Origin of the sequence: Rhodococcus rhodochrous (assembly GCF_014854695.1) — a bacterium.
In the GTDB taxonomy this organism is placed as follows: domain Bacteria; phylum Actinomycetota; class Actinomycetes; order Mycobacteriales; family Mycobacteriaceae; genus Rhodococcus.
In genome coordinates this window covers 229992-245266 of the sequence record NZ_CP027557.1, presented here as the reverse complement: position 1 = coordinate 245266, position 15275 = coordinate 229992, and the positions used below count along the sequence as shown (strand labels likewise).

At 68.4% G+C, this 15275-nt stretch carries 11 protein-coding genes; all 11 read right to left on the bottom strand.

All coding sequences use genetic code 11. The annotated features are described in order from the left end of the window. Positions 1–31: 31 nt before the first annotated feature. Positions 32–1921 (bottom strand): long-chain-fatty-acid--AMP ligase FadD32, encoded by a 1890-nt coding sequence (fadD32, locus tag C6Y44_RS01110; protein WP_060652455.1) that lies wholly within the window; start codon positions 1919–1921, stop codon positions 32–34. 684 nt (positions 1922–2605) lie between these two features. Beyond that, positions 2606–3565 (bottom strand): cutinase family protein, encoded by a 960-nt coding sequence (locus C6Y44_RS01105; protein WP_006553445.1) that lies wholly within the window; start codon positions 3563–3565, stop codon positions 2606–2608. A gap of 20 nt (positions 3566–3585) precedes the next feature. Then, positions 3586–4158 (bottom strand): DUF732 domain-containing protein, encoded by a 573-nt coding sequence (locus C6Y44_RS01100; RefSeq protein ID WP_120281078.1) that lies wholly within the window; start codon positions 4156–4158, stop codon positions 3586–3588. 133 nt (positions 4159–4291) lie between these two features. Then, complete coding sequence (locus tag C6Y44_RS01095) at positions 4292–6208, bottom strand: alpha/beta hydrolase-fold protein (protein WP_159416987.1); 1917 nt, start codon at positions 6206–6208, stop codon at positions 4292–4294. A gap of 258 nt (positions 6209–6466) precedes the next feature. Further along, positions 6467–7477, bottom strand: coding sequence for an alpha/beta hydrolase (locus C6Y44_RS01090; protein ID WP_159416988.1), 1011 nt, complete (start codon positions 7475–7477; stop codon positions 6467–6469). 267 nt (positions 7478–7744) lie between these two features. After that, positions 7745–9691, bottom strand: coding sequence for a flagellar motor control protein ZomB (zomB, locus tag C6Y44_RS01085; protein WP_159416989.1), 1947 nt, complete (start codon positions 9689–9691; stop codon positions 7745–7747). A 4-nt stretch (positions 9692–9695) separates the two neighbouring features. Further along, positions 9696–10601 (bottom strand): decaprenyl-phosphate phosphoribosyltransferase, encoded by a 906-nt coding sequence (locus C6Y44_RS01080; RefSeq protein WP_060652272.1) that lies wholly within the window; start codon positions 10599–10601, stop codon positions 9696–9698. Then, positions 10598–11131 carry a phosphatase PAP2 family protein gene (locus tag C6Y44_RS01075; protein ID WP_192378863.1) on the bottom strand — a complete coding sequence of 178 codons (534 nt, stop codon included), beginning with the start codon at positions 11129–11131 and terminating at the stop codon, positions 10598–10600. The genes C6Y44_RS01080 and C6Y44_RS01075 overlap by 4 nt, the downstream gene beginning before the upstream one ends. 61 nt (positions 11132–11192) lie before the next feature. Further along, a complete protein-coding gene (locus C6Y44_RS01070; RefSeq protein ID WP_159419069.1) occupies positions 11193–13091 on the bottom strand; it encodes a glycosyltransferase in 1899 nt (632 codons plus the stop codon). Positions 13092–13141: 50 nt separating this feature from the next. Then, a complete protein-coding gene (glf, locus tag C6Y44_RS01065) occupies positions 13142–14362 on the bottom strand; it encodes a UDP-galactopyranose mutase (RefSeq protein ID WP_120281074.1) in 1221 nt (406 codons plus the stop codon). Positions 14363–14434: 72 nt separating this feature from the next. Then, entirely contained in the window at positions 14435–15187 is a 753-nt protein-coding gene (locus C6Y44_RS01060; RefSeq protein ID WP_159416990.1) for a MerR family transcriptional regulator, read from the bottom strand. Positions 15188–15275: the final 88 nt, after the last annotated feature.

Genomic DNA, 15275 nt, shown 5'->3' with positions numbered 1-15275 from the left:
CCACGCTACCCGGGAAAGAGGACATTCGTTCTTACACGCTGTCCGGGAAGGCCTGCTGCTGGTAACCACCGCGCAGCGTTCCCTCGACATATGCGGTCTTGCACGCCCGACGCGCGATCTTTCCGCTGGACGTACGGGGGATGGAACCGGCCGGCACGAGCAGCACGTCGCGGGCGGTGACACCGTGCCGGGACGAGATCGCGGCACGCACCGCGTCGGCGATCGGCTGCGGATCGGCCTTGCCGGCGCCGGGAGCGCGCTCGGCGACGATCACGAGCTGCTCCGACGAATCGTCGGCATCGAACTGCAGGCCGGAGGCGTCGTTGTCGAACACCTCGCGCGGCAGCTGGTTGGCCGGCACCGCGAAGGCTGCGACGAAGCCGGGGCGCAGCGCGGAGCTGGCCTCCTGCGCCGAGAACTCGAGGTCCTGCGGGTAGTGGTTGCGGCCGTCGACGATCACGAGGTCCTTGACGCGACCGGTGATGTAGAGCTCACCGTCGATGTAGACGCCGTAGTCGCCGGTGCGCAGCCACTTGCTGTCGTCCGGGGTGCCCTCGGCGTGGCTGCCCTCGGCCAGGCGCTTGGTGATGCGGTTGTGGAAGGTGTTGTCGGTCTCTTCCTTGCGACCCCAGTAGCCGATGCCCATGTTCTCGCCGTGCAGCCAGATCTCGCCGACCTGCTCGTCGGGCATCTCGGTGCCGGTCTCGGCGTCGACGATCGCGGCCCACTGGCTGCGCGCGACGTAACCGCAGGAGACCTGCGGGATGGCGTTCTCGGCGTCGGGCTCGACGCGCACGACCCGGCCCGCGTTGAGTGCGGTGCGGTCGACGTAGATGACCTTCGCCTCGTCGCTGTGACGGGTGGAGGAGACGAACAGGGTGGCCTCGGCCATGCCGTAGGACGGCTTGATCGCCGTGCGGGGCAGACCGTAGGGGCCGAAGGCCTCGTTGAACTTGCGCATCGACGACGTGGTGACCGGCTCGCTGCCGTTGATCAGGCCGATGACGTTGCTCAGGTCGAGTTCTTCGCCGGGCTTGGGGACCGCGCGTGCCGCAGCATGCTCGAACGCGAAGTTCGGGGCGGCGGCGAAGGTGCCGGCACCGTCGGAGACGGCGGCGAGCTCGCGGATCCAGCGGCTCGGCCGGGCCACGAAGGCGCGCGGGCTCATGATGGTGATGTACTTGCCGCCGACCGCGGGCAGGATCACCGTGAGCAGGCCCATGTCGTGGAACAGCGGCAGCCAGGTCACGCCGCGCGACGACTCGTTGAGCTCGATCGAGTCGGCCATCTGGATGACGTTGGTGAGCACCGAGCGGTGGGTGATCTCGACGCCGGCGGGAACGCGGGTCGAGCCGGAGGTGTACTGCAGGTACGCGATGTCGTCGGTGCCGATGGGCGGCCGGTTCCAGGACTCGGCGACCGAGTCGGGGATGGCGTCGACGGCGATCACGCGGGGACGCTGCGCAGCGGGGAGCGGGCGGAAGAACTGCCGCACGCCGGCCGCGGACGAGGTGGCGGTGAGGATCGCGCTGGGGGTGCAGTCGCCGAGAACGGCGTGCAGACGATCGGTGTGGCCGGGCTCATCGGGATCGAACAGCGGCACGGCGATGGTACCGGCGTAGATCGCGGCGAAGAAGGACACGACGTAGTCGAGGCCCTGCGGAGCGAGGATCGCGACACGGTCGCCGGGAGCGGTGACCTGCTGCAGGCGCGCGGCGATGGCCTTGATGCGCACACCGAACTGATCCCAGGTCAGCTCGTGCACCTCGCCGTCGCGTTCCCGCGAGTAGTCGATGTACCGGTAGGCGAGGTCGTCACCGTTTGAAGCGAAGTTCCCCTCGAGGTGATCGAGCAGGGTCTGCCCTTCCGGCAGCCTGATCCGCCCGTTCTCATCGATGAACTCTTCGAACCCGACGCTCAATTCCTTCTCCCTGTCGAAGCGATCCCACAACCACTCGACATGGTTGCGCCACTAACTTTTCCTCCGCGCCGGCGGATCGTCGTACCGATACCGCCCCCCACGGCTTCCGGCGGTCCGTTCCTCGAACGTGTCCATCGACCCCAGATCACGAATATGTTACAGATCGGCATCACGCGCACCCTCGCAAAGTGCGGTCGCCGGGAGGAACGCTTCCCCTCGCACACGGGAAACACAAAGATACGACATGGTCGTCTTCACACACACATTCCGCGCCCGTCGAAGGAGAAGAGCACACGATCCGATTGTGTGCGACGGTTTTTCGACGCCGGCACCAGCCGACGATGCAACCCGCCGTCCTCTGCTGCCCAGGATCGGCGCCCCGGTACGTACGCCCGACCGACGCGAGAGCTCGTGACAAGGATCATTCCCGGTCGCGGGCCGTCGCTACGCCCCCGGAGGGCGCCGGCCGTTCGCCGTGCCGTCGCTGGCACCATGAACCTCTTCTCCTGTGGCAGTCGTCGTGCGCCACGATCCCGGACGGCCGGGCACGCAGCCGAGGGATGAGTCTAAAGGCAGCCCGTCTTTCGAGTGTACCGGGTGGTGAGATCGGACACTACCGGCGAGTAATATGTGGGAGGGTTCACTCGGACCCGAACCGCCCCCGCGTGTAGCGACGGCCGCACCTCATTCTTCTGCGGGTTCCGGTGCGGCGTCGATCTTCTCCGCCGCCCAGTTCGCGATCCACTGCGTCGCGGTCGTGCCGTTCTCGTCCACGACGTAAGTGTTGTACATCGCGTGGATCGGGTTGTTGACGTACTCGAGCAGACGCGGAGCGGCCGACATCCAGTTGGCGGGATTCAGCGCGTTCGGCGGCGCGTCGCAGATGCTGTCGGTGGGTGCGCAGATCTGGATCGTGCGGTCGTCGAGCTCCCCGAAGCCACCGGGACGCGCGCCGGTCATCGTGATCCCCGGCAACCGCAGGCCGTCGAGCGACAGTTCGGCGCCCACTCCGGCGACGGGCGCACCGATGTCGGTGCCCGAGACCCCGTCGCGGCGACCGTCGGCGACGAGCGCGACACCGAGCACCCGGTCGGCGGGGACCGGGCCGTTGCCGGCACCGATCTGCGCGGCGACGTCGCCCACGATCACAGCGCCCTGCGAGAAGCCGGTGAGCACGTAGGTGGTCAGCGGGCACTCGGCCGAGCGTCGCGCGAGGATGTCGGTGGTGGCCGCGAATCCCTCGCTGCGGCTGTTGTTGTAGGACTGCTGGCCGTCCGGCGGGATCGCGATGGGGTTCGAGAACTGCGCGACGTACGGCACCGTGTAGACGTCGGCGCGCTGGGCGTCGAAACGCTCCTGCAACGGCCTCGTCACGTTGAGCATGAGCGAGTACGGGTTCGCGGCCGGGGCGTACGGATCGTCGCCCACCGCGGACTCCCAGGTGCCCGGCACCGCGACGACCTGCACGTCGGGGCACGAGGCCGGCTGCGACTGCGGCTCCTCCGGCCCCGGCGGGGTGGGAATCGGTGACGGGATGTCCAGCCGCCCCGCGAGCATGTACCAGAGCACCAGCACGATCGCCAGGACGAGCAGCGCCCCCACGACCACGATCCTGCGTCCGCGACGCTGCTTCGTCCTGACCATTCGTGCTGTCCCCGCGTTCCCTAGTTGCAGTACGTCTCGCCGGCGACGGCGATGTACGTGTCGGCCGTCGAGGAGGCCTGCTCCTCCGACAATTCGACACCACCGGCTGCAGCATCACTACCCACGAGCGCGGTCACGAACACCTTGATCTCCTCCGGCGACCCGCCCTGCGCCTGGGCGCTGCAGATGTAGTCGGCGATGTTCACCGCGCCGGTCTCGTCGCTGGGCTCGACACCCTCGGCGCGGAGGCCGTCGAGGAAGGCCTGTGCGCCGGGCGTGGGAGCGGGTGCCGCGCCCGTGCCGGCTCCCGTGTCCTCTCCGGCATCGTCGTCTCCGGCAGCGGGCGAGGACGGAGCCGGGGACGCCTCGCTCGTCTCGGTCTCGCCCGTGGTCTCGGCCCCGGCGGCGCCGGGGGACGTCTCGGCCGCGGAGGTCGATGTCGACGTCGAGGTCTCCGTGGCGGCAGACGTGGTCGGCGTGTTCGTCGCGGTGGAGTCGTCGCTTCCGCATGCGGAGAGAACGGCCGTGGCGGTCAGTGCCGCGGCGAGGGCGCCGAGGACTCGGGTCGAGCGCGAGCGGGTCCGTGAAGGCATGTGGTGGGGTCCTCACATCCGGGATGTCGGTCGAACTTGGTCAGATGCGCCCCAGGCTACAGAGCGGCCCGTGCGGCCGGTAGGAGCGTCCCGCCTCCCCCGGTTCACACGGGCCGACCCTGCTGTCGTTCGGTTACGGCTGCAGCTTCACCTCGTCGCCGTCGAGCGTGATGAAGCCGTTCTGGAAGTTCTGCTGGACACCCTTGCCGTCGGCGGCCGGGAACTCGTCGCTGATCGGCAGACCCAGACGTCCTTCGGCACCCTTCTCGGCGAGCCATGCCTCGAGGATCTTGCCGCGGACCGGCCAGGCGCCGGTGAGCGGGCTCCAGTAGATGTGGCCGTGCTGGAATTCGTTGAAGCGACCGTCGCGCCCGGCGGGCTGCTCACTGGTCGTCGGGTAGCCCAGGACACCCGTCTCGTAGCCGAGCTGGGAGTACTTGTCGAGGATCATGCCCTGTACCCCGTGGGCACCGGTGTCCTCGCTCCAGTACATGGCGCCGATTTCGAAGCCCTGGACCGCGCCGCGACCGTCGGGGGTCGCCGCCTCGTCGAGGATCGGGTAGCCGAGGGGGCCGCCCTCCCAGCCCTGGTTCTTCCATTCCTCGAAGATCTTGCCGCGGACCGCGTGGGCGCCGTGCTCGGGCGTCCAGTAGATCGCGCCGTTCCGGAAGTGGTTGAACCGTCCGCGTCCGTCGGGAGCTACGCGTTCCTCGGTGGTCGGATAGCCGAGCTGCCCGGCCGGACCGCCGACACCCTGGTAGGCGCCGCCGATCGCACCCGCGACCGGCACCGTCGTGCCGTCGGACGAGAAGACACGGCCGAAGCGGAAGTCCTGCACCTTGCCGCCTGCGACGTCGTATTCGGAGGTGAGGCAGTCACCGAGCCAGGCGTTCGCGTTCGCGACGTCACCGAAGGCACCGGTCGGATTGCACTCGGGCTTCTCGACACCGACCCCGAGGGTGTTGGCGAGCTGCGGCCACAACTGGTGCAGTTCGAACTCCCAGTACTTCCACGTGTGGGTGCCCGACGGCCGGTACACGATCTGCGCGGGGATGCCCTGCTTCTTGAGCTTCGTCGCGAACGCCTGCGAAGTGAGGCGCGAGAGGATCTCGAGGCCCATGCCGGCGTAGTTGGTGCTGACACCGGGGATGCCCGACGGATCGTCGTACGGGCCGGTGGTGCCGCTGCCGCTCGAGACGTACAGGCTCACACCCTTGAGCTTGTCGGCGAGCAGGTACGGATCGTGCGACTCCCAGCCCTCGGAGCCGGGCGCACCCCACATCGCCTCGGAATCGAAACCGCCGGCGTCCTGCATCGCGTAGTGGATGGCCTCGGGCATGCCGAGGGTGGTCGTGGTGAGGATGCCGGACAGCGACGCCGCGAACTGCGCGAAGCCCGGATTGCGGGCGGGCAGGAACATCGCGGCGGTACCGCCCATCGACAGCCCGACGACGCCACGCTTGTCGGTGGTACGCCAGTCGCGCTCGAGGAGTGGGGGAAGTTCCTTCGTCAGGAAGGTCTCCCACTTGTAGTTCTGTCCGTTGTTCTGGTCGATCCAGTCGGAGTAGAAGCTCGACTGGCCACCCACCGGCAGCACGACGTTGACGTTCTTGTCGGCGAAGAAGGCTTCCGCGTCGGTCTCGAGCGTCCACCCGTTCTCGTCGTCGCGCGCGCGCATGCCGTCGAGCATGAACACCGACGGGAACTTCGCGTCGGGCTTGCTGTTCCAGTCGCGCGCGAGCAGCAGCTGCACCTGGATCGGCGTCCCCATCGACGGCGAATCGATCCACAGGGCGACACGACGATCGGTGAGCCAGTCGACGGAGCGGACGGTCGCACCGGCGGTGCTCGTCGGGCCGGACTGGGCGATGAGCGGATCGGCTGTGGCCACCGAGACAGTGGTCAGACCTGCGGCGACGGGCGCGACGAGGGCTGCGGCGATCAGTGCGAGCGCACGGGATCTTCTGCTCCGCGCACCCGCAACGCGAGCCGCTCTCCTGCTCGGCCCCGTCCGTCGCTCACCGTGCTCGAGCTCAGTTCGCATCTGCATCGCTCACTTTCTGCGTTGCCGGATTTCCTGCCGAAGTGCGGCTTCGGGTGGACCGCGACGGCGGCAGTGGCAGGGCGCCCCGGCTGGGTGTGCCGACTCGGGATACCGGAGTCCCGGATGTTGTTTCTACACCGGCGGCACTCGGAATCGCGGGTGCCGCGCTGTGACAGGTGAGAAAATTGTTGCAGAAAGTTACGACGCCGCCCACTCACCGGAGGGTGAGCGGGCGGCGTCGTTGCCAGCAGTGCGTACCGGAGATCAGAACGCGTTCAGCGCCTCGAGGATCTGCGGGCGTGCCTTCCACAGCTGATCCTCCCAGTACTTCCATGCGTGCGTGCCGCGCGCCGGGAAGTCGAAGGTGGCCGGGATGCCGAGCGTGGCCAGCTTGATCTGGAACGCGCGGGTCTGGGCGAGGGACAGCGCCTCGAGCGCCATGCCGTTGGCGGTGTTGTAGTAGCCGACGAAGCCCTGCGGGTTGTCGTGCTCACCGGGCAGACCGCTGGCGGCCGAGATGTACAGCGACAGACCCTCGAGCTTCGGAGCGAAGACGAACGGGTCGTTGCGCAGCCAGGCCGGGCTCCACGGCGGGCCCCACATCGAGTCGACGTTGAAGCGGCCGGCGTCGAGCATCGCCACGCGGATGGCCTCACGCATGCCGGGAGCCGACAGGTTCAGGTAGCCGGACAGCGACGACGCGAACTTGAACTGGTCGCGGTGGTAGGCGGCCAGGGTCAGGGCGGCGGAGCCACCCATCGACAGGCCGAGGATGCCGTTGTTGTTGCGCGAGACGCCACGGGTGGCGAGGTAGTCGGGCAGCTGCTCCGTCAGGAACGTCTCCCACTTGTAGGTGATGTCCTGGCCGTTCAGGTTGGACGGCGCGTACCAGTCGGTGTAAAAGCTCGACTGTCCGCCGACCGGCATGATCAGGCTGACGTTGTCGTTCGCGAACTGCTGCAGGGCGTTCGTCTCGAACGTCCAGGCGTTCGCGTCGTCCCGAGCGCGAAGGCCGTCGAGCATGTAGAGCGCCGCGTCGCCACCGCGCGCGGCCCACTGGATCTGAACCTTGATCGGGCCCATGTCGGACTCGACGAAGACCTCTTCGAAGCCCCCTGCAGGCGCGCGGTGCGAGACCGACGCTCCCTGCGCCGGCGCGGCGACGGCGGCGGTGGTTCCGACGAGGCCGGCAGCCACGGGGAGGACCAGAGCTGCGGCGGCGGTGCCGAGCAGTCGCCGTCGAAGGCCCTGCCTCAACCTCGGGACAAAACGCATGAACAATGCTCTCTTTCTCGTCTGCGGCGTCCGCGTTCGCGTCCCCCGGATTCCGGCGATGACGACCGCGGAAGGCCGCCCCAAGTCACACTGCGGTCAAAACTGTAAAGGACCGCGTGATCTCTGACAAACCCTGGTTTCAACAGCTCTTGGGCACCTCTTGACCTGTAGGTCAAGCACGCGCTGCCGGAAAGTTACCCATCCGTGATGCGCCGTGATCCTATCGAGACAGTCGAAGCGGGCCAAGTTGATCTCGGTGTCCGGCCGTCACCCCCGCGGCGGTGGCATAGGCAGGTCACAACGCTGGATCTCGTACTTCGGCACCCGTTCGATCCGGTACGAGGCGTAGTCGAACGCGTTGCGCAGGTTCCTCTTGAACAGTGCCCACGTGAGTTCGGCGCTCGAGGAGTCGATCATCTCCCGGGTCTCGGGACAGGTCAGCGCGGTCTTCGCCATCGCGACCCAGTCCTCGTCGAGATAGCCCGGCATCCACGGATGGACGTCGACCATGCCCGAATCGGCGACTACCCAGTCGGGGAACAGGATCTTGTCATGGCCGATCCGGCCGTCCTCGAGACGCTCGGTGTGCGCGGCGAGCGGGTAGGCCAGGCCCATCTGGTCGACGACCCGCACGTCCAGACCCGTGTTCATGCTGGTCATGCCCAGGTTCAGGAAGAACACCGTGTGCCCGGCACCGCCCGGTGGGATGGGCTCGGGTGGCGGCACGACGTCCCACGCGTCGAAGGAGGGGGTCGGCAGCAGCAGCCCACCGTTCGGGGTGTTCGCGATGGCCTCGACCATGGCCCGCATGCGCGGGTAGTCGAGGTAGTCCTCGGCCAGGATGGGATGCAGATGCCCGGTGTTGAGGGCGTAGAAGGCTCGCTCGTCGACGATGCCGGATCGGCCCACCACGGCGCCCTCGGTCATGCCGGTCGTGTTGGCCGCGGCGGCCGTCCACACGACGGTGCCCAGCCACAGCACGGCCAGCGCACCCGCGACCTGCGTCGGCCGGTTGTTGCCGAGCTCCGCCCGGTCCGGGATCCGCAGCGGGACGACGGCGACGGGCAGGAGCAGGCAGAACAGCGGCGGCAGGAGGACGCGGCCGTGCATGAAGTCGCCGCCCACACGCAGCGAGTACAGCGCGAGCAGCACACCGGAGCCGAGGAACAGCACGACGACGGCGGTCGGCGTGCGCAACAGTTTCTGCGCCCAGGTCAGTGTGGCCCGCACGTCGCGCGGATCGGGACGCGCCACCGCTGCGGTGAGGCCCACGGCGTCACGGCTGGTCGCGAGGACGAGCGCGGCGAGGACCGCGAGGAACAGCAGCGGCAGCCACAGCAGGTACGGCGAGACGAGGTTGCCGAGATATTCGAGGCCCTGCGACCACTTGGCGCCACCGGCGTCCTTGGCGACCGCGGTGTTGGGATAGGGAAGTCCGTAGTAGCCCATGCGCCAGATCTGGTAGCCGACCGGGATCACCCCGGCGACCGCGACCATCGCGACCCGGATGCGCAGGTCGAGGCCGGGCGCGAGGAACAGCATCGCGAGCGCGAGCACCGCGACCAGCGCGAGTTCGGGTCGCACGAGCGGGCCGAGTCCGGCGACGAACGCCGTGGCGAGGATCTGCCCCGTACCCGGGAGCGATCCGTCCCCTCCCGGCGTGGGGGTCGCCCACCGGGCCATGAGCAGCCACAGCAGGCCGAGCCAGCAGATCACCAGGCAGGACTCGAGGCCCGAGGTGGCGAAGTCGCGGGCCGGGGGCACCGCGATGTAGACGAGGACACCGGCGGGAAGGAGCAGCACGGTGCCCGTGGTGGCGCGCAGGCGCCACCGGTACAGGCGTGCGGCACCGAACATGGCGAGGACGATCGCGCCCGTCGACAACACGAGCGCGATCGTGAGCACCACGTATTCGAGGCGGAGGCCGGTGAGCCATCCGCCCGCGTAGACGATGTACGTCCACGCGGTGGAGGTGTTGGCCTCCACACGCTCCCCCGCGTTGAAGACCGGCCCGTTGCCGGCGAGGAGGTTGCGCACGGTCCGCAGGACGATGAGACCGTCGTCGGCGATCCAGCGCCGCTCCCACGCTCCCCAGAACATCAGGAACGCGGAGACGACCACACCGGCGGCGAACACACCGCCGGCGAGGCGGTCACGCCGAACGGGCCGGACCGTACTGGACGGTCCGGCCTCGGTGTCGTGGACGCCGCGCACGACGTCAGAAGAGGTAGACAGCACCGCCGACCACCAGGATCCACACCACTGCGAGCAACTGCAGCACCCGGTCCTTCAGGGCGATCTCCTCGGGTTCGCCGGCTTCACCGCCGTCGACGTCGACCGCGTAGCGCAGGATGGCGACGACGAACGGGATCATCGAGATCGCGTACCAGTTGGAACCGGCCACGTTGTCCTGCTCGAACGCCCACAGGCCGTAGCAGAGCACGACCGCCGTCGCCGCGACCGTCCACACGAACCGCAGGTAGGTCTCGGTGTAGTACTCGAGCGACTTGCGGATCTTCGCGCCGGTGCGGGTCGCGAGGCGCAGCTCGGCGTACCGCTTGCCGGCCGCCATGAACAGCGACCCGAACGCCATGATCAGCAGGAACCACTGCGACAGCGGGATCTCGGCGGCCACACCACCGGCGATGGCACGGATCAAGAAGCCCGACGAGACGATGCAGATGTCGAGCACGGCCTGGTGCTTGAGCCCGAAGCAGTACGCGAGCTGGATGCCGATGTACACCGCCATGACGACGGCGAGCTGCCAGTTCGCGATGAACGACAGCGCGATCGAGCCGACGAGCAGCACCGTCGCGAGGATGTACGCGAGTCGCACCGGGAGCACACCGGCCGCGATGGGCCGGAAACGCTTGGTGGGGTGTGCACGGTCGGCCTCGACGTCCATCGCGTCGTTGACGAGGTAGATGCCCGAGGCGGCCATGCAGAAGACGACGAAGGCGAGCGCGACGGGCAGCAGCACGTCGACCTGGGTGACCGAGCCGGCCGCCATCGGGGCCGCGAGCACCAGGACGTTCTTCACCCACTGTCGGGGACGGACCGCCTTGACGATCCCGGCGCCCAGGCTCTTGGGCGCCTCCTTGACGGGCGCCGGTTCCTCGCTCATCGATCTCCCCACTTCGTCTCTGCCCGCGCCACGACGGCCGCGGACGCCGCACCGAGTGCCGCACCCGCCAGCACATCCGTCGGATAGTGCACGCCCAGCACCAGGCGGGACAGCATCATGGGCGGCACGAGCACCGCGGGAAAGGGTAGCCCGGTGGTGCGGGCGAGCAGCACGGCCGCCGCAGTCGTGGACGTCACATGCGACGACGGGAAGCTCAGCCGGCTCGGCGTGGACACGTTGACCTGCACCGTCGGGTCCACCGGCCGCGGACGGCGCACGACCCGCTTGATGACGACGGACGCCGCGTGGGCACCGAACGCACCGACCGCCACACTCGCCCACTTGCGGCGACGGGGGCGGTCGACGAGGGCGCCGGCGGCGCCGATCGCGATCCAGCCGAGAGCGTGCTCACCGAAGTGCGACATGCCGCGGGCGATCTTCGTCGCGGCGGGCACCGCACCTGCGGTCGCCTGGACGGTCTGCAGGATCCGGACCTCGGTGTCGGTACTTCTCCAATGACGTGCGGCCACACCGTCTGCGGTCACACTGTCTGCGGTCACACCGTCTGCGGCCGTGGACGCAGCGCTGCTGTCAGTTGCCGATACCGAAGACACGCTCCCACTCCTCCTTGCTGGTCAGGGCGGGAACCGCGTCCCGGTACCGCTTCTTCATCTCGGGGAACCGGCGCGCGAGTTCGCGTCGCAACCGGAGCGCCTCCGTGAGCAGAGCCTGGGCCTGCGCACGATCGCGCTTACGGTAGACGACACCCCGACCGTCCGCCGTGGTGACCGTCACGCCGTCGACCTGCGAGAGCAGGAACCACCGCGCGTCGATGGTCGGCACGTTCAGCTGGGGCCGCTCGTGGTGCTCGCGGTTCTCGGGACGCAGATTGTGCAGCGCGCCCTTGGCCAGACGCTTGACCTTCGCGACCGCACCCTCGGGCAGTCCCACGGCGCCGACCTCGGCGCCGGATGCCATCGGCAGTTCGGTCGACGACGGCAGCACCACCGCGTCGGGGAAGTTCTTCCGCAGCGCGTGCACCTCACCGAGGGCGCGCGGCAGCAGGTCGAACAGGTTCTCCGGGCCGGCGAGGAAGTCCTCGATGGCCTTGTTCTGGATCGCGACCGTCGAGTACTCGAGGCACACGAGGTGCTTGATCGTGGCCTTGATGGTGTCGAGCACCATCGCCTTGGGGTCGCCGTGCTGGTGCAGCGCGGCCACGACGAGCCGGTTGCGCAGGTGGAAGTACGCCTGCCAGTCGATGGCGTCGTCCTTGTCGCTCCACGCCATGTGCCAGATCGCGGCGCCCGGCATCGTCACCGTCGGGTAGCCGGCCTCGCGGGCCCGCAGGCCGTACTCGGCGTCGTCCCACTTGATGAACAGCGGCAGGGGCTGACCGATCTCCTCCGCGACGACGCGCGGGATCATGCACATCCACCAGCCGTTGAAGTCGACGTCGATGCGGCGGTGCAGCAGCTTCGAGTTCTCCCGGTCGCGCAGCGGCTTGGTGGAGAAGTCGTGGTCGTACTCGACGTTCGGGGCGGCACCCCACATGAAGTTCGCGCGGTGGATGACCTCACCCATGGTGTGCAGGTGGCTGCGTTCCTGCAGGTTGAGCATCTGCCCGCCGACGAGCATCGGGGTCCGCGCGAACCGCGACAGGGCGAGGGCGCGCAGGATCGAGTCGGGCTCGATCTCGATGTCGTCGTCCATGAACAGGATGTAGGGACTGGAGGTGGTCTTCAGCGCCTCGTACATGATGCGGCTGTAACCACCCGAGCCACCGAGGTTGCCCTGGTCGTGGATGACGAGGCGATCACCGAAGGGTTCGGCGGCCTCCGCGAAGTCGGCCTCGTCCTTCACCTTGCGGGTGCCCTGGTCCGGGATGATGACGGCGTCGACGACGTCCATCACCAGCGGGTCGGACGCGAGCGCACGCAGCGCCTTCACGCAGTCGGCGGGACGGTTGAAGGTCGGGATACCCACGGCGACCGAGCCGCGTCCGGGCGCCTCGACGGGTGCGTACCAGCCGGCGGCGTGCAGGGTGACGTCGCTGTCGGTGGTGACGTCGAACCACAGCCAGCCACCGTCCTCGAACGGACCGAGGTCGGTGTCGATCTCGACGACCACCCCGTCGCCGCGGAACTCACGGCCGGTGACGTGGATGCGGCTCGAGTCGGCCTTGCTGCGGTACAGGTCGACGCGGCCGTGGCCAGTGAGCTCGAGACGCAGCACCACCGAACCGAGCGTGCTCCAGCGACGCCAGTAGCTCGCCGGGAAGGCGTTGAAGTAGGTGCACAGCGACACCTCGGACTCCGCGCCGATCGCCAGCGTCGTCCGGCTCGTCGCGTGGGCGCGACGCGCGTTGGTGGGCGACTCCTCGAGGTAGAGGGTGCGCACGTCGAGCGGCTCGCCCGGTCGCGGCAGGATGATGCGCTGCAGCAGCGACCGCCCGAGCAGGTCGTCCTGCTCCGCAGCGAAAGCACTCACGGCCGCCTCGTGCTTGCCGGCGGTCGCGGCAGCGGCGTGCTTCGCGGCGCTCACGAGGCGTCCCCGGCGATGGGCGCTCCCGATTCGAAGTGCGGGGCCAGGACGTTGTCGAACATCGACAGCGCGCTGGCGATCGCCATGTGCATGTCGAGGTACTGGTAGGTGCCGAGACGGCCACCGAAGAGCACCTTGTTCTCGGCCGCTTCCTGCTTCGCGAGGGCGCGGTAGGCGCCCAGCTTCTCGCGGTCCTCCGAGGTGTTGATCGGGTAGTACGGCTCGTCGTCGTTCTCGGCGAACCGCGAGTACTCCCGCATGATGACCGTCTTGTCGGCCGGGTAGGTGTCGCGCTCGGGGTGGAAGTGCCGGAACTCGTGGATCCGGGTGTAGGGCACGTCGGCGTCGTTGTAGTTCATGACCGGGGTGCCCTGGAAGTCACCCGTGGGCAGCACCTCGGTCTCGAAGTCGAGGGTGCGCCATCCGAGGCGCCCCTCGGAGTAGTCGAAGTAGCGGTCGAGCGGGCCGGTGTAGACGACGGGAGCGTCGGGGCTGGCCGCCCGGATCTCGTCGCGCACCGCGAACCAGTCGGTGTCGAGCCGGACCTCGATCCGCTCGTCCTTCGCCATGTTCTCGAGCCACGCCGTGTAACCGTCGACCGGCAGGCCCTCGTAGGTGTCGTTGAAGTAGCGGTTGTCGAAGGTGTAGCGGACGGGCAGCCGGGCGATGTTGCCGGCGGGCAGTTCCTTGGGGTCGGTCTGCCACTGCTTGGCCGTGTAGTCGCGGACGAACGCCTCGTAGAGGGGGCGGCCGATCAGGGAGATGGCCTTCTCCTCGAGGTTCTTCGCCTCGGCGGTGTCGATCTCGGCGGCCTGCTCCTTGATGAGGGCGCGTGCCTCGTCGGGGCTGAAGTACCGGCCGAAGAACTGCGACACCAGTCCGAGACCCATCGGGAACTGGTAGGCCTGGCCCTTGTGCATCGCGAACACGCGGTGCTGGTAGCCGGTGAAATCGGTGAACTGGTTCACGTAGTCCCACACCCTCTTGTTGGAGGTGTGGAACAGGTGGGCACCGTACTTGTGGATCTCGATCCCGGTTTCCGGCTCGGGCTCGGAGTACGCGTTGCCACCGAGGTGGTGGCGACGCTCGATCACGAGCACTCGCTTGCCGAGCTGCGTGGCCGCGCGCTCGGCGATCGTCAGTCCGAAGAATCCGGAGCCGACGACGATCAGGTCGTACTCACCGGTGGAGGGCTGGGGCGCTGATGCAGCAGTCACGGGAGACCAGGGTATGCGACTCCGTCGCGGAGGTGCCCTCTCGGTCCGGGCGGGCCGAGAGGGCCGTCACACTCACATGTAGTAGGTGAGCGCGTCACGGACGAATTCGGCGCCCTCCCGTCCTCCGTAGTTCGCTGCGAAACGCTCGTCCTCGACGTACATGTCGGCGAGACCGAGCACGTACTCGCGCGGACTGCCCTCCGCAGTGCCGCATCCCGGGGTGCCCGGAACCGACGACAACCAGGCGACATGCCGCCGTGCGAGGTCCTGCGCCTCGGGTCCGGCCGGGTCGAGCCCGGCCCGGGCCGCCGCGATCCAGTCGTGGTTCAGTTGCTCGACCTGCCTCATCCAGTCGTGCCTGGCGGCGTCGTCCATGCCCCGCCACCAACGGTCGCCCGAGTCGTAGGCGTCCTTGCCCCACCGTTCGATCACTTCGTCCCGGTACTGCGTGTGGTCGAACCCGTCGAACACTTCGTCTGCCACGAGTTCCTCCCCTCTCTCCGTCTTCGCCAAGGTGGTGCGCACCGCCGCGATACGACGGTCCAACTGCCGGCGCTCGTGTTCGAGCAGGTCGAGGTGGGTACGCAGTGCGTTCGCGGTGTCGTCGTGACCGCCGAGCACGTCGCGGATGGCGGGCAGGGCCAGCCCCAGATCGCGGAGCAGCAGGATGCGCTGGAGACGCACGAGTGCGTCCTCGTCGTAGAACCGCATGCCGTTGCTGCCGGTGCGACTCGGACGCAGCACCCCCACGTCGCCGTAGTGCCGCAGGGTGCGGCTGGTGACACCGGCGGCGCGTGCCAGTTGCTGGATCGACCATTCCCGCACGTGCCCACCTCCTTCTTTCCGGCTACGACCAGCGTGCATCTTGACGTTGCGTCAACGTCAACACTCGTCGTCGCGGTGCCGGAACGCC

What these genes read in the sequence shown, in the direction of transcription:
- C6Y44_RS01105 (WP_006553445.1), bottom strand. Translation starts at nt 3,565, where the DNA reads ATGGTCAGGACGAAGCAGCGTCGCGGACGCAGGATCGTGGTCGTGGGG.
- C6Y44_RS01100 (WP_120281078.1), bottom strand. Translation starts at nt 4,158, where the DNA reads ATGCCTTCACGGACCCGCTCGCGCTCGACCCGAGTCCTCGGCGCCCTC.
- C6Y44_RS01095 (WP_159416987.1), bottom strand. Translation starts at nt 6,208, where the DNA reads ATGCAGATGCGAACTGAGCTCGAGCACGGTGAGCGACGGACGGGGCCG.
- C6Y44_RS01090 (WP_159416988.1), bottom strand. Translation starts at nt 7,477, where the DNA reads ATGCGTTTTGTCCCGAGGTTGAGGCAGGGCCTTCGACGGCGACTGCTC.
- C6Y44_RS01080 (WP_060652272.1), bottom strand. Translation starts at nt 10,601, where the DNA reads ATGAGCGAGGAACCGGCGCCCGTCAAGGAGGCGCCCAAGAGCCTGGGC.